General features: G+C 65.7%; 17 protein-coding genes and 1 pseudogene. 7 read left to right on the top strand and 11 right to left on the bottom strand.

Annotated features, from left to right (window positions below):
* Positions 1-71 precede the first annotated feature (71 nt).
* Positions 72-833, bottom strand: coding sequence for a bifunctional demethylmenaquinone methyltransferase/2-methoxy-6-polyprenyl-1,4-benzoquinol methylase UbiE (gene ubiE, locus RZV17_RS03345; RefSeq protein WP_039413099.1), 762 nt, complete (start codon positions 831-833; stop codon positions 72-74).
* Positions 834-919: 86 nt separating this feature from the next.
* On the opposite strand from ubiE, the gene RZV17_RS03340 reads away from it, so the two are divergent.
* The 5 genes and pseudogenes from RZV17_RS03340 to RZV17_RS03320 all read left to right on the top strand — a co-directional run bounded on the left by RZV17_RS03340 (position 920) and on the right by RZV17_RS03320 (position 5223).
* Positions 920-2569, top strand: a complete 1650-nt coding sequence (locus RZV17_RS03340) for an MFS transporter (protein WP_355607220.1) — start codon at positions 920-922, stop codon at positions 2567-2569.
* Complete coding sequence (locus tag RZV17_RS03335) at positions 2566-3654, top strand: HlyD family secretion protein (RefSeq protein WP_355607217.1); 1089 nt, start codon at positions 2566-2568, stop codon at positions 3652-3654. The genes RZV17_RS03340 and RZV17_RS03335 overlap by 4 nt, the downstream gene beginning before the upstream one ends.
* A 148-nt stretch (positions 3655-3802) precedes the next feature.
* Positions 3803-4303 (top strand): GNAT family N-acetyltransferase, encoded by a 501-nt coding sequence (locus RZV17_RS03330; protein WP_355607213.1) that lies wholly within the window; start codon positions 3803-3805, stop codon positions 4301-4303.
* Positions 4300-4755: a nucleoside deaminase gene (locus RZV17_RS03325; RefSeq protein WP_016903626.1), complete on the top strand. Its 456-nt coding sequence runs from the start codon at positions 4300-4302 to the stop codon at positions 4753-4755. The genes RZV17_RS03330 and RZV17_RS03325 overlap by 4 nt, the downstream gene beginning before the upstream one ends.
* A gap of 196 nt (positions 4756-4951) precedes the next feature.
* Positions 4952-5223 (top strand): annotated as a pseudogene (locus RZV17_RS03320) (hypothetical protein).
* Positions 5224-5381: 158 nt separating this feature from the next.
* Here the strand turns inward: RZV17_RS03320 and hslU are convergent.
* The 8 genes from hslU to RZV17_RS03280 form a co-directional block, all read right to left on the bottom strand.
* Entirely contained in the window at positions 5382-6749 is a 1368-nt protein-coding gene (gene hslU, locus RZV17_RS03315) for an ATP-dependent protease ATPase subunit HslU (RefSeq protein WP_047697211.1), read from the bottom strand.
* Positions 6750-6855: 106 nt separating this feature from the next.
* A complete protein-coding gene (gene hslV, locus RZV17_RS03310) occupies positions 6856-7407 on the bottom strand; it encodes an ATP-dependent protease subunit HslV (protein WP_047697213.1) in 552 nt (183 codons plus the stop codon).
* A 302-nt stretch (positions 7408-7709) separates the two neighbouring features.
* Positions 7710-8612 carry a tyrosine recombinase XerC gene (gene xerC / locus RZV17_RS03305; RefSeq protein WP_355609150.1) on the bottom strand — a complete coding sequence of 301 codons (903 nt, stop codon included), beginning with the start codon at positions 8610-8612 and terminating at the stop codon, positions 7710-7712.
* 75 nt (positions 8613-8687) lie between these two features.
* Positions 8688-9359 carry a DUF484 family protein gene (locus RZV17_RS03300; protein WP_047697298.1) on the bottom strand — a complete coding sequence of 224 codons (672 nt, stop codon included), beginning with the start codon at positions 9357-9359 and terminating at the stop codon, positions 8688-8690.
* Positions 9359-10210, bottom strand: coding sequence for a diaminopimelate epimerase (dapF, locus tag RZV17_RS03295; protein WP_166752989.1), 852 nt, complete (start codon positions 10208-10210; stop codon positions 9359-9361). The genes RZV17_RS03300 and dapF overlap by 1 nt, the downstream gene beginning before the upstream one ends.
* Positions 10200-10454 carry a lipoprotein gene (locus tag RZV17_RS03290; RefSeq protein ID WP_166752988.1) on the bottom strand — a complete coding sequence of 85 codons (255 nt, stop codon included), beginning with the start codon at positions 10452-10454 and terminating at the stop codon, positions 10200-10202. Before RZV17_RS03290 ends, dapF begins: the two co-directional genes overlap by 11 nt.
* A 41-nt stretch (positions 10455-10495) precedes the next feature.
* Complete coding sequence (locus tag RZV17_RS03285; protein ID WP_039565531.1) at positions 10496-10894, bottom strand: YbaN family protein; 399 nt, start codon at positions 10892-10894, stop codon at positions 10496-10498.
* Positions 10895-11207: 313 nt separating this feature from the next.
* Positions 11208-13322: a S9 family peptidase gene (locus tag RZV17_RS03280; protein ID WP_355607208.1), complete on the bottom strand. Its 2115-nt coding sequence runs from the start codon at positions 13320-13322 to the stop codon at positions 11208-11210.
* Between the two features lie 109 nt (positions 13323-13431).
* On the opposite strand from RZV17_RS03280, the gene RZV17_RS03275 reads away from it, so the two are divergent.
* Complete coding sequence (locus RZV17_RS03275; RefSeq protein ID WP_104579170.1) at positions 13432-14616, top strand: pyridoxal phosphate-dependent aminotransferase; 1185 nt, start codon at positions 13432-13434, stop codon at positions 14614-14616.
* A 284-nt stretch (positions 14617-14900) separates the two neighbouring features.
* On the opposite strand, the gene RZV17_RS03270 is transcribed toward RZV17_RS03275, so the two are convergent.
* Both RZV17_RS03270 and RZV17_RS03265 read right to left on the bottom strand, forming a co-directional pair.
* A complete protein-coding gene (locus RZV17_RS03270) occupies positions 14901-16994 on the bottom strand; it encodes a prolyl oligopeptidase family serine peptidase (protein WP_355607204.1) in 2094 nt (697 codons plus the stop codon).
* Between the two features lie 69 nt (positions 16995-17063).
* Complete coding sequence (locus tag RZV17_RS03265; RefSeq protein WP_355607201.1) at positions 17064-17375, bottom strand: hypothetical protein; 312 nt, start codon at positions 17373-17375, stop codon at positions 17064-17066.
* A gap of 612 nt (positions 17376-17987) precedes the next feature.
* Here RZV17_RS03265 and RZV17_RS03260 point away from each other — a divergent pair.
* Positions 17988-18557 carry a lipocalin family protein gene (locus RZV17_RS03260; protein ID WP_047697228.1) on the top strand — a complete coding sequence of 190 codons (570 nt, stop codon included), beginning with the start codon at positions 17988-17990 and terminating at the stop codon, positions 18555-18557.
* The last annotated feature ends 73 nt before the right edge of the window (positions 18558-18630 follow it).

Here is an 18630-nt window from a genome sequence, read left to right as displayed (position 1 = left end):
CCAAGCGGCGCGAGCTCATCCAGACCGCGGCACGCGATGCATGCGCCGCCTCGGCGGCCCGGCGCGCGTGGTCAGATCTTGTAACCGGAGTGGATGGCCACGATGCCGCCGGTCAGATTCTTGTAATGGCAACGCGCGAATCCGGCCTCGCCCATCATGCCCTTGAGCGACTCCTGCGGCGGGTGCTTGCGGATGCTTTCGGCCAGGTACTGGTAGCTGTCGGCATCACGCGCGAACAGCTGGCCCAGCCTGGGCAGGATCTTGAACGAATGGAAGTCGTAGATCGGCTTGAACCAGTCGGCGGTCACTTCGGAAAACTCAAGAACGCGCGCCTGCCCGCCCACCTTCAACACGCGGTACATCTCGCGCAGTGCAGCGTCCTTGTCGGTGACGTTGCGCAGGCCGAAGGAGATGGTCACCAGGTCGAAACTCTGGTCCGGGAACGGCAGCGCTTCGGCGTTGCATTGCACGTAGTCGAACCCGGACACCAGCCCGCGGTTGGTGAGCCGGTCGCGGCCCACCGACAGCATGCCGGCATTGATGTCGCCCAGCACCACCGCGCCTTCTTCGCCCACGCGCTCCTTGAGCAGCACGGCGATGTCGCCGGTGCCGCCGGCCAGGTCCAGCACGCGGTCGCCCGGCTTCACCTGCGCGGTCGCCACGAAGTAGCGTTTCCATGCGCGATGGACGCCCAGGCTCATCAGGTCGTTCATCAGGTCGTAGTTGCGCGCGACCGAGGTGAACACTTCGCCGACCAGCTTCTGCTTGTCCTTGGCAGCGACATCGCGAAAGCCGAAATGGGTGGTACCGGAGGTATAGGGGGATTCGCTCATGGGCGGATTATCGCACTGCTGACGCCACCATGACCGCAACCGGACCACAATCGCGCACTCTTCCGCCCCTGCCCTGCGAGCATTGCGTGCGTGACAAGTACGCCCAGCGCGACTGGCAGCCCCACGAAAGGCCCACCCTGCCGGGCTCGGCCTCCACCCCGCTGCACCCCACCCGGCGCCGCATCCAGTACGGCCTGGTCGGCGTGGTGGTGGCGCTGACCGGGGGCCTGAGCAATGCGCTGGTCACCGCCAACCTGCCCTACCTGCAGGGCGCGCTGGGCGCCTACGCCACCGAAATGGCCTGGCTGCCGGCCGCCTATGTGATGACCAACATGTCGGCGAACCTGTTGTTGGTGAAGTTTCGCCAGCAGTTCGGGCTGGGCCGCTTCACCGAGATCTTCCTGGCCCTGTATGCGGCCATCGCACTGGCGCATCTGTTCGTGCACAGCCTGAGCTCGGCGATCACCGTGCGTGCCGCCCACGGCCTGGTCGGCGCCGCGCTCAGCTCGTTGGGCTTGTATTACGTGATCCAGGCGTTTCCGGGCAGATACCGGCTCAAGGCCGTGGTGCTGGGGCTGGGCGTCACCCAGCTGGCGTTGCCGCTGGCGCGGGTGTTTTCCACCGACCTGCTGGAATTCGGCCAGTGGCAGGGGCTGTATCTGTTCGAGTTCGGGCTGGCGGTGTTTGCGCTGGCCTGCGTGCTGGCGCTCAAGCTGCCGCCGGGCGACCGTTACCGGGTATTCGAGCCGCTGGATTTCCTCACCTTCAGCCTGTTCGCCGCCGGTGCGGCCGGTCTGGCGGCGGTGCTGTCGCTGGGCCGGCTGTTGTGGTGGACCAGTACGCCGTGGCTGGGCGTGGTGCTGGCGGCCTCGATCGTGCTGCTGTGCCTGGCGGCGTGGATCGAACACAACCGCCGCAACCCGATGATCAACACGCGCTGGCTGGCCAGCGCGGACATGCTGCGGCTGGGGCTGGCCATCCTGCTGATCCGCCTGGTGCTGTCGGAACAGAGCACCGGCGCGATCGGCTTCTTCCAGACCCTGGGCCTGGCCAACGTGCAGCTGCAGACGCTGTTTGCGCTGATGCTGCTGGGCGCGGTGGTGGGCGTGGCCGCCAGCGCGTGGCTGATCAACCCGGCGCGGGTTGCCGAACACCTGATCATCGCGGTGGCCGCCATCTGCATCGGCTGCTTCATGGACGCCGACGCCACCAGCCTCACCCGCCCCGAACAGATGTACGTCAGCCAGTTCCTGCTCGCCTTCGGCAGCACGTTCTTCATCGGCCCGGCCATGGTGGCCGGGATCGGGCGGGTCATTGCGCAACCGGGCAACCTGATCAGCTTCATCGTGCTGTTCGGCATGGCACAGAACATGGGCGGGTTGCTCGGCAGCGCCCTGCTCGGCACCGTGCAGGTGGTACGCGAGAAATACCATTCCAGCCAGTTGGTCGAGCACCTGGTGCTGACCGACCCGCAAGTGGCCGCGCGCGTGCAGGCATACGCCAATGTCTACGGGCGCGCCATCGGCGACCCGGCGCTGCGCCAGGCGCAGGGCGTGCGTGCACTGGGCAGCGTGGCCACGCGCGAAGCCAATGTGCTGGCCTACAACGATGTGTTCCTGCTGATCGGCTGCATTGCCATCGCCACCGGGCTGTGGATCCTGTCCGTGCTGGTGTGGCGGCGTTATCTGCGCCCGTCCGTGCCGTCTCCTTCTCCTGCCTCTCCTGTGCGCCCATGAATACACCTGCCGAAGCTCCCTCCGTCGCCGATCAGCAACGCCGGCGCCGCCGGCGCATCACCGGCGCGATTGGTTTTGGCGGGCTCGCCTTGATCGGCGTGGCGCTGGTGCTCTACGCCTGGCAGTTGCCGCCGTTCGTCAGTGCCGTGGAGCGCACCGAAAATGCCATGGTGCATGGCCAGATCACCGTCATCGCGCCGCAGGTCAGCGGTTACGTCACCGACGTGCCGGTGCAGGACTTCGCCCACGTCAAACACGGCCAGTTGCTGGCCACCATCGACGACCGCATCTACGCCCAGCAACTCGAACAGGCCAGGGCGCAAGTGCAGACCGCACAGGCCAACCTGACCAACTGGGAGCAGCAGCGGCATAGCGCCGAGGCCACCATTGCCGAACAACGTGCGGCGCTGAGCAGCAATCAGGCGCAGCGCGACCGTACCCGCTCGGCGTATGCGCGTGCGCAACAGCTGGCCAGCCAGAAGCTGGTTTCCGAGCAGGACCGCGACACGGCCTTTGCCGCACGCGCGCAGGCCGATGCCGGCGTCACCCAGGCCCGTGCTGCCGTGCAGGCAGCCGAAGAAAACGCGCGCAGCGTCACCGTCAATCGCGCCGCGCTGGAGGCGGCCGTTGCCAATGCACAGGCCGCCCTGCAGCTGGCGCAGATCAATCTGGACAATACCCGCATCGTGGCCCCGCGCGATGGCCAGCTTGGTCAGCTCGGCGTGCGCCAGGGCGCCTACGTCACCAACGGCACCCAACTGATGTCGCTGGTGCCGGACACGCTGTGGGTCGTGGCCAACTTCAAGGAAACCCAGATGGCAGAGATCCGCGTGGGCCAGCGCGCCAGCTTCACCGTGGACGCACTGGACAACGCACGCCTGCATGGCCGCGTGCAGGAGATCTCGCCGGCCGCCGGCTCGGAATTCAGCGTGCTGCCGGCCGATAACGCCACCGGCAACTTCGTCAAGATCGCCCAGCGCATTCCACTACGGATCAGCGTCGACCCCGGCCAGGCGCTGGCACCGCGGCTGCGCCCGGGCATGTCGGTGGTGGTCGCGGTCGATACCGCCAGCGCGGGCGACTGAGCGCGGCTGACGGCACCGCGCTTGCACAGGCACGGCGTGCGGACCCAGATGCGTGCACTGCAGTGCAGAGCGTTTCGGTCGCCGGCGCAGCACCCATGCGCCGCACCCACTTACCGCCCGCAGGCGGAGCAGCCGCTATCATGCACCCATGCCCTCCATGCCAACGCCACCCCTGCACTGGCAGCACCTGCGCTTTGCGCAGCTGAGCACCGTGCAGTTGTATGCGCTGCTGCGGCTGCGCACGGATGTCTTCGTGGTGGAACAGCAGTGCGCCTATCCCGAGCTGGATGGCAAGGACACCGAGCCGGGCGTGCTGCATGTGCTGGGCAGCACGCAGACCGGAGAGCTGGCCGCCTACCTGCGTGTGCTGCCACCGGGGCTGAGTTACCCCGAGCCCAGCATCGGCCGCGTGGTCGTCGCCGGCGCACAGCGCGGCACCGGCCTGGCCCACGCGCTGCTACGCGAAGGCATCCGGCTGGTGCACGCGCACTGGCCCGGCAGCGCGATTCAACTGGGTGCGCAGGCCCACCTGCAGGCCTTCTACGCCGCCCACGGATTTGTGCCCTCATCGGCGCAGTATCTGGAAGACGGCATTCCCCATCTCGACATGCTGCGCCCTGCCGGCGCGGCCACCCTGGAGTCCGCATGATCACCACCCCCGACTACCGCGCCCTGCTCGACACCGCCATTGCCGAGGCCCGCCAGGGCCTGGCGGAAGGCGGCATCCCGATCGGTGCAGCGCTGTATCACAACGACGGGCGCCTGCTCGGCTGCGGCCATAACCGCCGCGTGCAGGAAAACGACCCGTCCGTGCATGGCGAAACCGATGCCTTCCGCAAGGCCGGCCGCCAGCGCCGCTACAAGGACACCATCATGGTCACCACCTTGGCGCCATGCTGGTACTGCAGCGGCTTGGTGCGCCAGTTCAACATCGGCACCGTGGTGGTCGGCGAGTCGGTCACCTTCCAGGGCGGTGTGTCCTGGCTGCGCGAACATGGCGTCACTGTCATCGACCTGCAGAGCCAGGAATGCATCGATCTGCTCGGTGGCTATATTTCCGCCAACCCGGATGTGTGGAACGAGGACATCGGCGAGGACTGAGCGGTTTGCCGGATTTAGCAGGTTGGCTGTGCAGTGCAGGCGGCTGCCAAGGTGCGGGGCCATTGCAGAGGCGATGATCTGAGCCGTCGTTGCAGGGGTCGTTGCAGGGAGTGATCTGCAAGCTGGCTGCAGGGCCCTTGCCCGGCCACCATCGCGAGACACGCCGCAAGTACGTCCATGTAGGCTCCGGCGCGGCATCCATGCCGCTCAGGGTCCCGCGACGGTGGCCGGGCAAGGACCAGTCGAGATGGTCGGTATGCATGGTAGAGCGGTGCTTGATGCGCCTTGTTCGATCGTTGAAGCATCGGCTACAGGTCTGATGCACACCAGACGACGGACAGCTTTTTTAGATGAGCGCCGACCAACTGTCTGGTGCGGTGTCCTCGCCGCTTGCGGGACCGTGTGGCGGCATGGATGCCGCCACCGAGCCTCCAAGGATGGATTCATGGCGTGTCCCGCAAGCGGTAAGGGCGCCGCGCCCTCGACCGACTCGGCGTTCGGCTGTATCTGACAGGATGCAGCTCGCTTGCATCATCCTGTGATGCGTCCCTGCCATGCTTGCAATGCATGGATGCGGACTACCATCCATGCATTGCATTCGACACCTGCGCGCAGCTGCGCTGCGATCAGAGGATGTAGCGGCTCAGGTCCGGGTCCTGTACCAGCTCGCCGAGCTGCGCATCGACATAGGCCGCATCGACGGTGACGCTCTGCCCGTCACGATCCGGTGCCTCGTAGCTCAGCACATCGAGCAGGCGCTCCAGCACCGTGTGCAGCCGGCGCGCGCCGATGTTTTCCTGGCGCTCGTTGACCTGTGCGGCAATCTCGGCCAGGCGCTCCACCGCATCTGCGCCAAAGCTCAGGTGCACGCCCTCGGTCTGCAGCAGGGCTTCGTACTGCTTGATCAACGCCGCCTTGGGCTCGGTGAGGATGCGCACGAAATCGGCCTTGGTCAGCGCGGTCAATTCCACCCGGATCGGGAAGCGGCCCTGCAGCTCCGGAATCAGGTCGCTGGGCTTGGCCAAATGGAATGCGCCGGAGGCGATGAACAGGATGTGGTCGGTCTTGACCGTGCCGTACTTGGTGGACACGTTGGAGCCTTCCACCAGCGGCAGCAGATCGCGCTGCACGCCTTCGCGGCTGACATCGCCGCCGTTGGAGCCGGCTTCGCCGCGCTTGGCCACCTTGTCGATCTCATCGATGAACACGATGCCATGCTGCTCGCAGGCCTCGATCGCCGCGGTGCGCACGTCGTCCTCGTTGACCAGCTTGCCGGCCTCTTCTTCGATCAACAGTGGGCGCGCGGCCTTGATGGTGAGCTTGCGCTTCTGCGACTTGCCGCCGCCGATATTGGCGAACATCTGCCGCAGCTGCTGGCCCATTTCCTCCATGCCTGGCGGGGTCATGATGTCCATGCTGGCATTGACGGCCACTTCCAGCTCGATCTCGCGCTCGTCCAGCTCACCGTTGCGCAGCATGCGGCGGAACTTGATGCGGGTCTCGTTGTCCTGCGACGACGGCTCGTTACGTGCCGCTTCCGGGTCGAACCCGATGCCGGCCGCACGGCGCGGCAGCAGCGCATCCAGGATCCGGTCTTCGGCGCGTTCCTCGGCCTGGTTGCGCACGCGCACCTTGGCCTGCTCGCGATACAGCTTGACCGAGGTGTCGGCCAGGTCGCGGATGATCTGCTCCACGTCCTTGCCGACGTAGCCTACTTCGGTAAAGCGCGTGGCTTCGACCTTGACGAACGGTGCGTTGGCCAGCGTTGCAAGACGTCGTGCAATCTCGGTCTTGCCGACACCTGTCGGACCGATCATCAGGATGTTCTTGGGCATCACCTCGTTGCGCAGTTCTTCCGGCAACTGCATGCGGCGCCAGCGGTTACGCAGCGCGATGGCGACCGCGCGCTTGGCGTCGTGCTGGCCAACGATATGACGATCGAGCTCCTGCACGATTTCGCGCGGAGTCATGGTTGAAGTATCGGGATTTGGCATTGGGGAATCGAGAATTGGGAATGGGGAAGCGTGGAGGCACTCAAAAGCCTATGTCATTGGAGTGGAGACGAAACCGCTGTTGCGATTCCCGATTCCCCACTCCGATTCACAGCTCTTCAACCACCACATTGCGATTGGTGTAGATACAGATATCGCCCGCGATATTGATTGCTTCGACGGCAATCGTCTTGGCGTCCAGTTCGGTATGCGCCAGCAGCGCGCGTGCGGCCGACAGGGCGTAAGAACCGCCGGAACCGATGGCGATGATGCCGTCTTCCGGTTCGATCACATCACCGGTGCCGCTGATGATCAGCGAAGTCTCCTTGTCGGCCACCGCAAGCAACGCTTCGAGCTTGCCGAGGCGGCGCTCGGTGCGCCAGTCCTTGGCCAGTTCCACGGCGGCGCGGGTCAGCTGACCGTGCTTGTCGAGCTTGGCTTCGAACAGTTCGAACAGGGTGAAGGCATCGGCGGCCGCACCGGCAAAACCCGCCAGCACCTGACCTTCGCGGCCGAGACGGCGCACCTTGCGCGCGTTGCCCTTCATGACCGTATGGCCGAGCGTGACTTGACCATCGCCCGCGACGGCGACATGCCCACCACGCCGAACCGAAATGATGGTGGTGGCGTGAACGATGTTGGGGTTCTGGCTGGGATCCATGGGTCCTCCGGGGGTTTCCAAAGAGGTGGGGACGCCCCTGCCGGGTTCAAGCGCGCTGCGACGAAGCGACGCGGGCACGCGACACAGAGAAGCGTCGCGACACGGCGATCGACTGCCTCAACAGGACGCGCGCCGCACTCGCTCCGAAAGCAAACAGTGAGGCCATGCCAACGCGCTGGCCACCTAGCCCCTTCTCCAGAACGCGCCCGCCGCCGCTAATGGACGGCTCGCCGCTGCATTAGCCAGATCAGTTGCATCAGCCAATCATGCAGCGATGTCACTGACATCACACACCCCAGCGCTCACTCGGGCGCTTTCTTACGCTTCGCACGCGGATGCGCGGCGTCGTAGACCTTGGCCAGGTGCTGGAAATCCAGATGCGTGTAGATCTGCGTGGTGGCGATGTCCGAATGCCCGAGCAATTCCTGCACACCTCGCAGGTCGCCGGACGATTCGAGGATGTGGCTGGCGAAACTATGCCGCAGCATATGCGGGTGCACGTCCTTGAACATGCCCTGGCGCACCGCCAGTTGCTTGATGCGGATCTGCACCGCGCGTTGCGAAATCGCACCGCCCGCGCGCCCTGGGAAGACATACGTGTCCGCGCGGCCGCCGCTGTCGCGCTGCCACGCGCGCAATGCCGCAATCGCATGCGAACCCACCGGTACCAGCCGCTGCTTGCCGCCCTTGCCCAGCACCATCACCAGTGCGCTGGCCAGATCCAGGTCGCGCCAACGCAACGCGCAGAGTTCGCTCAGGCGCAGCCCGGACGAATAGAACAGCTCCAGCAGCGCACGGTCGCGCAGGCCCAGTGGCGCATCGGTGGGAACTTCGACCAGCCGCACCGCCTCGTCGGCGTCGAGCACCTGCGGCAACTTGCGCGGCGCCTTAGGCGCGCGCAACGCCGCTGCCGGGCTGGCCGCGATGCGGCCATGCTTGAGCAACCACGCGTAATAACTGCGGCAGGCGGACAAGCGCCGCTGCAGGCTCTTGGCCGACAGGCCGCGCCGATGCTCGGCCGCCACGAACTGCCGCAGCTGCGCGCTATCGAGCTGCGCAACCTCGACAGGCGCGCCGTCGCCGTGCTGTTCGGCCGCCCAGCCCAGCAAGGCCGCAAGATCGCGCCGGTAGGCATCCAGCGTATGTGCCGAGACCTGGCGTTCGACCTGCAGGTACGACAGGAAGGCATCCACCGACGACGACACTTCAGCCACCCCCTTGCCGCGCCATCGACGCTGCGTTGCACCGCAACCGCAACACGATGCGGCGCGCGACCGGCATCACGCGTCGAAACGCTGCAGCGCCACGCCGAGCGACTCGCCCATCATGCGCAGGAACAAGGTGCCCATGCCGGGATAGAACCGGTTGGCATCGCTACTGCCGACAGCGATCAGGCCGATGCCCGGCAACGGCAATAACGCCGTGGATTGCACCTCGCCCGCTTGGTCGGCATACAGCAGCGCGTGCTTGTCGGCCTGCAGGCGGCCGCAGATCGGCTCGCCATCGCTCAGGCAATCGCGAAACGGGGCCAGCCGCGCATCGTCGGCGGCGATGACCTGCAGCCAGTCTGCCTCCAGCGCAGCAACCGGCTTGAGCAACACCAGCCGCACCAGTTCGCCGTTGAAATCTTCCGCCAGCGAGGCCGCCATTGCCTTGAGCGTGTCGGCTGCGCTGGTCTGGCGCATCAACGCCAGCGTCAACTGGTGCGTGCGTACCGCCAGCCGCTCGTTGATCTGCGCATTGCTGCCCAGCTCGTGCAGGCGTCGCGACAGCTCGCGGTTCTTGTCGCGCAGCACTTCCAGCTGATAGGTCGCCAGCGAGGCAGTGGGGCCGTCGTCGCGCGGCACCAGCAGGCTTACGGCCAGATCCGGGAACTGCTTGAGGAAGGTGGGATGACGACGCAACCACGTTGCGACCTCGTGCGCACCGAACTTGTCCGTGTTGTCACTCATCAGTTCCATTCTCCATCGAAGACGAACACGGCCGGGCCGGACATCACCACCTCGTCCTGATCGCCGGGCCAGCGAATGCGCAGCTCGCCTCCGGGCAGTGATACACGTACGTCGCGCTCCACGCGGCCGCGCTGCATCAGCACCACCGCCGCGGCACATGCCCCGCTTCCGCAGGCCAGCGTTTCGCCGACGCCGCGTTCAAATACGCGCAACCGCACATGCGTGGGGTCCACCACCTGCGCAAAGCCGACGTTGACCGAATCGGGGAAGGCAGCGTTCTGCTGCAACAAGCTGCCCAGGCGCTCCACCGGTGCAGCATCCACGCGTCCCACCTCCAGCACGGCGTGCGGATTGCCCATCGAGACCGCGCCAAAGCGCACCGTCTCGCCGTGCACCGGCAACGCATATTCCTCGCGCGCATGTGCAAACCCTGCCAGCGGGATGCGGGACGGCTCGAACTGCGGCACGCCCATGGCCACCGCGTAGGTGCCGGCGTCCACGCGCTCGACCGCATGCGCGGTGACCGGGCTGTCGATGACGAAGCGCTCGCCCTGGGCGGTGCCGTCACGCACCAGCCAGGCCGCGACGCAGCGCGCGCCGTTGCCGCATTGGCGCGCCGGCGAGCCATCGGAATTCCAGATGCCATAGGCCGCCACGGCGCCGTCGCTACGCGGGGCTTCGATGGTCAGGATCTGGTCGCAGCCCACACCGAAATGCCGGTCGGCCAGCCGCGCGGCCAATGCGGCGTCCGGTGGTGGCGCCCCGTCGCGCAGATCCAGCACCACGAAATCGTTGCCGGCGCCATGCATCTTGGTGAAACGCAGACGCGCGCTGCGACCGTCAGCGCTCATTGCCGCTGCTAGCGGGCTGGTCGGTGGTGGGGGCGGGCTTGGGCTCGGTCTGCACCGGCGCAGGTGCCGGCGTCGACTCATCCAGCGGTTGCGGCGCATCCGGCGGCTGCGGCACCGGTTGGGCTTCCACCGGCACCGGCTTCTGCGGCATCACCAGCGGGCCCTTGTTGCCGCAGGCGGCAAGCAGGACAAAGGTCGCACCAACCAGTGCGAGACGAACAGACGGTCGGGACATGATGCTCATGGACCGGAGTATAGCCAGAACACCCTGACTGCCGTGTGCGCTCACTGCGGCGCCGGCATCGTCCGCGGCGGCGGCTCCGGACGCAACCACAACCAGATCGCCACCACCACCATGCTGCCGATCGACAGGCATTTCACCCAGAACACCGGCACGCACCACAGCATGATCCCGGCGCATACCGTCATGGTCAGCGTCGCCATCCACTTGGCCTTGCGGCTGACCGCGCGATAGGTCTGCCATTCCACGATCGCCGGCCCGAAGCGGGGATGCGACAGCAGCCACGCATGCAGCCGCTCGGAGCCACGCGACGCCGCCCAGGCAGAGATCAGGATAAACACGGTGGTCGGCAACCCGGGCACGAAGATGCCGACGATGCCGGTGGCCAGGCTGGCGTAGGCCAGCAACCACCAGGCCCAGCGGAATCGGTTCGGTCGCGTCATGGCCAAATGATACGACCACAGCGGGCCACGGTGGTCTCTCCAGCGCAGCCAAGCCGCGCGTCCTGCCTGTCCCGACCCGAGGTGCCGGCGCACCGCATTGAATCGCACCGGTCCTCCCGGCCACACGGCCCGACGCGCCAGGCCGAGCGCAAGCCCTGCCTTCAAGGCTGGACTCACAACTTCAGACGACGCGTGTCATCGCATCGCTGCAATGCCTTTGCGCAACCTTCCCCTCATCTGCCCTTCGGGCCCGTTCTCCCGGCGGGAGAAGGATGCAAGCCGCAGTCTCAGTTGCGTCGTTTTGCCCCGCAGATCACTTCACGCCCAGCTGATCCAGCACGAACGCATACGACTCGGCCAGTTCGCGGTAGCGCCGGAAACGCCCGGACTTGCCACCGTGCCCCGCCTCCATGTTGGTGCGGAACACGATCGGCTGCGTCCCGGTATTGTCATCGCGCAACTTCGCCACCCACTTGGCCGGCTCCCAGTACTGCACCTGCGAATCCCACAAGCCGGTGCCCACGAACAGCGCCGGGTACGCCTGCTTGCGCACGTTATCGTACGGCGAGTACGACAGCATGTATTCGTAATAGTCCTTCTCTTCCGGGTTGCCCCACTCGTCGTACTCGTTGGTGGTCAACGGAATGCTGGCGTCGAGCATGGTGGTCACCACATCGACGAACGGCACCTGCGCCACCAGCACGCGATAGTCCTGTGGCGCCATGTTGGCCACCGCGCCCATCAACAGCCCACCGGCACTGCCGCCGGACGCCGCAACCCGGTCCTTGGCGGCGTACCCCTGCGCCACCAGCCCGCGGGTGACGTCGATGAAATCGTTGAAGGTGTTCTTCTTGTGCAGCAACTTGCCATCGTCGTACCACTTGCGGCCCATCTCCTGGCCGCCACGGATATGCGCCAGCGCATACACCACGCCGCGATCGAGCAGGCTCACTGCAGGCAGATTGAACGCCGGGTCGGTGGACATGCCGTAGCTGCCGTAGGCGTACTGGAACAACGCAGCGGTGCCGTCCTTCTTGAAGCCCTGCTTGTAGACCAGCGACACCGGCACCTTGACGCCGTCGCGCGCGGTCACCCAGACCCGCTCGGTGACGTATTTGCCCGGGTCGTAGCCGATCACCGGCTGTTGCTTGAGCAGCTTGCGTTCGCCGGTCTGCGTATTGAGTTCGTAGGTGGTCGCCGGCGTGGTCAACGAGGTGTAGCTGTAGCGCAGCCACGCGGTGTCCGGCTCGGGATTGACCGACAGGCCCATCGAATATGCCGGCTCATCGGCCTTGACGTATTCATGGCTGCCATCGCGCTTGAGCAGGCGCACACGCTCCAGGCCGCCGGAGCGTTCTTCGATGGCGGTGAAGCCGTCGAACAACTCGAAGTTTTCGATGTACACGCTCTCGTCGTGTGCCACCCAGTCGGTCCACTGCTGACGCGTGGTCGCGTCGGTCGGTCCAGTCACCAGCTTGAAGTTCTCGGCGCCATCGGCGTTGGTGCGGATCACCCAACGGCCATCGAAGTGTTCCGCGCTGTATTCCACATCGCGCTCGCGCTTGGCCAGCACCTTGAAGGTGTCCGGCTTGGCCGCCAATGCGTAACGCGTTTCTGAGGACACCGTGCTTTCCACGCCGATGGTGATGTACTTGTCGTCGCGGGTGCGGCCCACGCCCATGTAGAAGCTGTCGTCCTTTTCCTCGTAGACCAGCACATCGTCCTTGGCGGGAGTGCCCAGCACATGCTTCTTGACGCGGACGGTCAGCAGCGTCTCCGGGTCGTTTTCGACATAGAACACCGTCTTGTTGTCATCGGCCCACACCAGGTTGGCCGCAACGCCTTCCACCGTATCGGGATAGATCTCGCCGGTGTCCAGGTTCTTGAAACGGATCGTGTACTGACGGCGGCCGATCGCATCGTCCGCCCAGGCAAGAATGCGGTTGTCCTGGCTGACCTCCGCCTCGCCCACGCTGAAGTAGCCTTTGCCTTGCGCCATCTGATTGACGTCCAGCAGGATTTCTTCCGGCGCTTCCATGCTGCCCTTGCGGCGCGCCTGGATCGGGTAATCCTTGCCGGCCTCGAACCGGGTGTAATACCAATAACCACGCTCGCGATACGGCACGCTGGCATCGTCCTGCTTGATGCGCCCCACGATCTCGCCGTAGAGCGTATCTTCCAGCGGCTTGAGCGGCGCCATCACCTTGTCGGTGTAGGCGTTCTCGGCGTTGAGGTAGGCCAGCATCGCCTTGTCCTGCCGCTTGTCGTCGCGCAGCCAGTAGTAGTCGTCGTTGCGGGTCGCACCGAACGGCGCCTTGACCACATGCGGGTGCCTGGCGACGTCTGGCGGCGTGGGGAGAGCGGCAAGTGCAGAGGATGCGGTTGTGGTCATCAGGCTGGCGATCAACAAGGTCAGGACAGGTTTCATCAGATTGGGGTCCGTCGGATGAACGCAATGCCATCCCAGCGCCCGAGTGTGGAAGAGCCCGTCGCCGGACGTCATGTGTCCTAGGTCATGCTGGCCTATCATCTTCGCAATGAACTCAACGCTTTCGCCCGCGGCCGGGTATAGCCGACGCAGCCAGGACATCGCCCCGTTCCATGTGATGTCGCTGCTGGCCCGCGCCAACGCACTCGAACAGGCAGGTCACGATGTGATCCACCTGGAAATCGGCGAGCCCGACTTCACCACCGCCGCGCCGATCGTGGCTGCCGGGCAGGCCGCCTTGGCCGCCGGGCATACCCGCTACACCGCCGCACGCGGGCTGCCCGCATTGCGCGAGGCGATTGCCGGGTTTTATGCGCAACGCTATGGCTGCACCGTCGACCCGGAACGCATCCTGGTCACCCCCGGCGGCTCCGGTGCGCTGCTGCTGGCCAGCAGCCTGCTGGTGGACCCCAGCAAGCACTGGTTGCTCGCCGACCCCGGCTACCCGTGCAACCGGCACTTCCTGCGCCTGGTCGAAGGTGCCGCGCAGCTGGTGCCTGTGGGGCCCGACAGCGACTACCAGCTCACCCCGGCCCTGGTGGACGCGTGCTGGAACACCGACAGCGTAGGTGCGCTGGTCGCCTCGCCGGCAAACCCCACCGGCAGCGTGCTGTCACGCGATCAATTGGCCGCGTTGTCGCATGCCGTGCGTGCACATGGCGGGCATCTGGTGGTGGACGAGATCTACCATGGCCTGACCTATGGGCTGGACGCACACAGCGTGCTGGAAGTGGACGACAGCGCGTTTGTGCTGAACAGTTTTTCCAAGTACTTCGGCATGACCGGCTGGCGGCTGGGCTGGCTGATCGCGCCGCCCGACGCAGTGCCGGAGCTGGAGAAACTCGCGCAGAATCTCTACATCAGCGCCTCCACCATTGCGCAGCACGCGGCGCTTGCGTGTTTCACCCCGGACAGCATCGCCATCTTCGAAGCGCGCCGCGCGCAGTTCCAGCAACGTCGTGACTACCTGCTGCCCGCCCTGCGCGAGCTAGGCTTCACGATCGCCGTCGAACCGCAAGGCGCGTTCTATCTCTATGCCGACATCAGCGGATTTTCAGACGATGCACAGGCGTTTTGCGCGCACTTCCTGGAGACCGAACATGTGGCATTCACCCCCGGCATCGACTTCGGTTTCCACCGCGCCAACCAGCACGTACGCATCGCCTACACGCAGAGCCTGCCACGCCTGCAGCAGGCGGTGGAGCGGATCGCGCGTGGGTTGAAGCATTTTTGATCACATGCCGCGCGTTTCGCACGGCGCATCGCTGTAGCGGCATTCAGCCGCAACATCGCTCACTGCGGTCGATAAAAGCAGCTTTTTTCAGGCTCTGCGCTTTTACTTTTTGCGCTCAGGAACACCTCCTTCTGCGTGCGACCGTACCCTCATCCGCCCTTCGGGCACCTTTTCCCGGCGGGAGAAGGAAATAACAAAAAGCCCTGGACCACTCGGCCCAGGGCTTGGTTCAACGCAACACATAAAAAAGCAGATCAAGTTGAGGATTTGCTTCCAAGACCAGCTCAGTCGGCCAACCGCTCCCACAGGAAGCTGTACGCCAGCGCGGCCATATGCGCGGCTTGCGCGTTGTTGGCTGCGCCGCCGTGGCCGCCTTCGATGTTCTCGTAGTAGGTCACGTCCTTGCCGGCCTCGATCATCTTGGCCGCCATCTTGCGCGCGTGGCCTGGATGCACGCGGTCATCGCGGGTGGAGGTGAGGAAGATCACCGGCGGGTAGGTCTTCTTCGCATCGAACAGGTGATACGGCGAGAAGGTCTGGATGAATTTCCAGTCGTCGGTATCCGGGTTGCCGTATTCGGCCATCCACGAGGCGCCGGCCAGCAGGTGGCTGTAGCGCTTCATGTCCAGCAGCGGCACCTGCACCACCACCGCACCGAACAGCTCCGGGTACTGGGTGAGCATGTTGCCGGTCATCAGGCCGCCGTTGCTGCCGCCCTGCACGCCCAGGTGCTTGGTGGAAGTGATCTTGCGCGCCACCAAGTCCTTGGCCACCGCGGCCATGTCTTCATAGGCCTTGTGGCGGTTCTGCTTGAGCGCGGCCTGGTGCCAGCGCGGGCCGTATTCGCCGCCGCCGCGGATGTTGGCCACCACGTAGACGCCCCCCTTTTCCAGCCAGGCGCGGCCCAGGCCACCGGAGTAATTGGGCGTCATCGAAATCTCGAAACCGCCATAGCCGTATAGCAACGTCGGCGTGCTGCCGTCGAGCTTGAGGTCCTTCGGGCGCACCAGGAAGTACGGCACGCGGGTGCCGTCCTTGCTGGTGGCGAAGTGCTGCTCGATCCTGTCCTTGCCGGCATCGAAGAACGTCGGCATGGTCTTGAGCGGCTGCGGCGCGCTGCCCACCTCGACCCATGACAAAGTGGTGGGCGTCAGGTAGTCGGTGACGGTCAGCCACAGCGCATCGCTGTCGTCGCTGTCCACCGCGCTGACATCCACCGTGCCGAACGCGGGCGCGCCGACGAAGGCGCTCTTCTTCCAGCCGTCCTGCGACGGGGTGACCACGCTCAGGCGGTTCTTGACGTCTTCCAGCACATTCAACACCAGGTGCGATTTGGTCCACGCCACGCCGGCCAGCGAGGTGGTCTCGGTGGGTTCGAACAGCACATCGAAGCTGCGCTTGCCGGCCATGAAGTCGTCAAGGCGCGTGGCCAGCAGCGAGCCGGCCTTGTAGGTCTTGCCACCGACCGTCCACGGCTCGCGCAACTCCAGCGTCAGCCATTGGCGCTTGACCGCCTTGCTGGCCGAATTGGGCACATCCACCTTGACCAGCTTGCCGTCGGCGCCCTTGAGATACAGCTCGTCGTTGTAGAAGGCCAGCGTGCGACTGACGAAATCGCGCTCGAAGCCGGGCGTGTCGTCGTGCATCGCCGCGATGTACATGTCGGTCGGCTTGCCTTCGTACACCACCGCCGCAGCGCTGAGCGGGGTGCCGCGCTTCCACTGCTTGGCGATGCGCGGGTAGCCGGAGCTGGTCATGCTGCCGGCACCGAAATCGGTGAAGACATAGACCGTGTCGCGGTCGATCCAGCCCAGCCCGCCCTTGGACTCGGGACGGAAGAAGCCGTCCTTGACCCACTGCTTGCTGCCCAGGTCGAACTCGCGGGTGACATCGGCATCGGCGCCGCCGCGCGACAGCGCGATCAGGCAACGCTGGTACTCCGGGCGTAGGCAGTCGGCGCCGTGCCAGACCCAGTTCTCGCCCTCGGCCTTGTTGAGCGCGTCCAGGTCGAGCACCGTTTCCCACTTGGGCGCCGGCTTGCGGTATTCGTCCAGCGTGGTGCGCCGCCACAGGCCGCGCTCGTGCTGCTTGTCCTTCCAGAAGTTGTAGTAGTACGCGCCGATCTTCTGCACGCCCGGGATCTTGGCATCCGAATCCAGCACCTCGCGGATGCTGGTTTCCATCTGCTTGAACGCCGGCGTCGTGGCCAGGCGCGCTTCGGTCTTGGCGTTCTGGGCCTTGACCCAGTCCAGCGGTTTGGCGCCGGTGACATCTTCCAGCCAGGCGTAGGGGTCGTTGGACACAGCGGTTTCCTCTGCAGAGACGGCGCCAGCGGTGATCAGGCCGGCAACCAGGCAGATCGAGGCGAACTTGGGCATGTATTTTTCCGGAAAAACCAATGCCCGAAAACCTACCACAGGGCTCCGCCGGCCCTCCCCTGCCGAAGGTCAGGCCGCCCGCGCCGGGGCGGTGGCCCGGGAGGTCACCCGCCGGCGCTGTGCCTGCGGGCCGCGTCGACGCGGCGTGGCCCGCCGTGAGCCCGGGCGCACCAGGGTGGGCAATGCAAACCGGTGCAGGCTCCACCAGGCCAGCATCGGCATGCCGACCAGCCACAGCGGCAGCCAGCCGATCCACTCGCTGTGCCCGCGCGCGGCCGGCCACACCAATACCAGCGCCAGGCCGGCCAGGGCGATCTGCCGGATCGGGCGCAACACACGCGGGTCGGGGCGTTCGGAACGACGGGAAGAACGATGCGACATGGCGGCACTCCGTGGCAGAAGGGATCGGAACAGGCGTGCAGCATTGCCTGCGTCCATCTCACCGACTGCGACCTGGATACTGGGATCGCCGGGCGCTCGGACGGGTGCTGCGCGGGGCCTGGGCGGCGGCGGACGGCTGGGCGGCGCCGTTCGGCGGCGGCATGTGGCGATCGTGGGCGCGTTGGGTGGGCTGGCGGGGATTCGGGATTCGGGATTGGCACTCTTGCTTGGGTCAACGCCATTCGCACCGCCTCGTCGCATTGCCGACATGCGGCAGCGCTGGCCTGTCAGCGAGAAGGTAGCCGACGGCCCCGATGCGCGTTCAGTGCGTCGATCGGCCAGCCACGACGCCTGTCCAATGTCGCACCTCGCCACCGCAACCCGATCTGCGGCCCCCGTCAACGCGGCACGGGCACCGCGCCGGTGTTCCAGCCATGCGCAGCAATGCCCTTGGCCGGACTGACCGGCACCCGCTGCGTACGCGTCACCCGCCGTTCGGGGTGCCAGCGGCTGCCGTTGGGCCGGTGGCGCGCGCCAGGCCCGACCGTTGACGCGAACTTGCCCCCTGCATGCGGTAGTGTGCTGCACCTACCGCCCCTTTGTGATGTTGCGATGCGCCTGACCGTTACGATCGCCCTCGCTTTCCTGCTCGTCCTCGGCCTGCCCGTGGCACATGCCAGGGACACGTCCACCACCGAGCCGGCGATCGATCTGTCCAAGATCATGGGTACCTGGTATGTGATTGCGCGCATGCCCAACGCGGTCGAGCGCGGCCACGTGACAAGCCGCGACGAATACACCCTGGTCGAAGACGGCAAGGTGGCGGTGCGCTATCTGTATCGCGAAGGCTTCAGCGAGCCGGAAAAGGAAGTCAACGCACGCGCGTCGGTGGATGCAGAGAGCGGCAATCGCGACTGGCGGGTGTGGTTCTACAAGGTGATCCCGGCCAAGCAGCGCATCCTGGAAATCGCACCGGATGGCTCGTGGATGTTGATCTCCTACCCCGGCCGCGACCTGGCCTGGATCTTCTCGCGCAAGCCGGACATGAGCCGCGACCAGTACCGCACACTGGTCAACAAGATGCGCGACGACTATTCCATCTACACCGACAAACTCAAGCGGGTGCCGCAGCTGCGTGAACAGGTGGGCCGCCTGGGCTTTGAAGTGCCGAACGAGCGCTAAGCCGGCTGCCGTTACGCTGCGGCAGCAAGCCTGTCTCTGTGCAGCAAGTGATCGTCCACGCGCGTTGCGTGCA

Origin of the sequence: Xanthomonas cannabis (assembly GCF_040616535.1) — a bacterium.
GTDB lineage: Bacteria > Pseudomonadota > Gammaproteobacteria > Xanthomonadales > Xanthomonadaceae > Xanthomonas > Xanthomonas cannabis.
The sequence above is the reverse complement of the archived record's forward strand: the minus strand, read 5'-3'. Positions and strand labels throughout refer to the sequence as shown.

Bases quoted from the DNA above. Each gene is read 5' to 3' on its own strand.
- ubiE (WP_039413099.1), bottom strand. From the start codon at position 833: ATGAGCGAATCCCCCTATACCTCCGGTACCACCCATTTCGGCTTTCGC.
- RZV17_RS03335 (WP_355607217.1), top strand. From the start codon at position 2,566: ATGAATACACCTGCCGAAGCTCCCTCCGTCGCCGATCAGCAACGCCGG.
- RZV17_RS03330 (WP_355607213.1), top strand. From the start codon at position 3,803: ATGCCCTCCATGCCAACGCCACCCCTGCACTGGCAGCACCTGCGCTTT.
- RZV17_RS03325 (WP_016903626.1), top strand. From the start codon at position 4,300: ATGATCACCACCCCCGACTACCGCGCCCTGCTCGACACCGCCATTGCC.
- hslU (WP_047697211.1), bottom strand. From the start codon at position 6,749: ATGCCAAATCCCGATACTTCAACCATGACTCCGCGCGAAATCGTGCAG.
- hslV (WP_047697213.1), bottom strand. From the start codon at position 7,407: ATGGATCCCAGCCAGAACCCCAACATCGTTCACGCCACCACCATCATT.
- RZV17_RS03300 (WP_047697298.1), bottom strand. From the start codon at position 9,359: ATGAGTGACAACACGGACAAGTTCGGTGCGCACGAGGTCGCAACGTGG.
- dapF (WP_166752989.1), bottom strand. From the start codon at position 10,210: ATGAGCGCTGACGGTCGCAGCGCGCGTCTGCGTTTCACCAAGATGCAT.
- RZV17_RS03290 (WP_166752988.1), bottom strand. From the start codon at position 10,454: ATGAGCATCATGTCCCGACCGTCTGTTCGTCTCGCACTGGTTGGTGCG.
- RZV17_RS03285 (WP_039565531.1), bottom strand. From the start codon at position 10,894: ATGACGCGACCGAACCGATTCCGCTGGGCCTGGTGGTTGCTGGCCTAC.
- RZV17_RS03280 (WP_355607208.1), bottom strand. From the start codon at position 13,322: ATGAAACCTGTCCTGACCTTGTTGATCGCCAGCCTGATGACCACAACC.
- RZV17_RS03275 (WP_104579170.1), top strand. From the start codon at position 13,432: ATGAACTCAACGCTTTCGCCCGCGGCCGGGTATAGCCGACGCAGCCAG.
- RZV17_RS03270 (WP_355607204.1), bottom strand. From the start codon at position 16,994: ATGCCCAAGTTCGCCTCGATCTGCCTGGTTGCCGGCCTGATCACCGCT.
- RZV17_RS03265 (WP_355607201.1), bottom strand. From the start codon at position 17,375: ATGTCGCATCGTTCTTCCCGTCGTTCCGAACGCCCCGACCCGCGTGTG.
- RZV17_RS03260 (WP_047697228.1), top strand. From the start codon at position 17,988: ATGCGCCTGACCGTTACGATCGCCCTCGCTTTCCTGCTCGTCCTCGGC.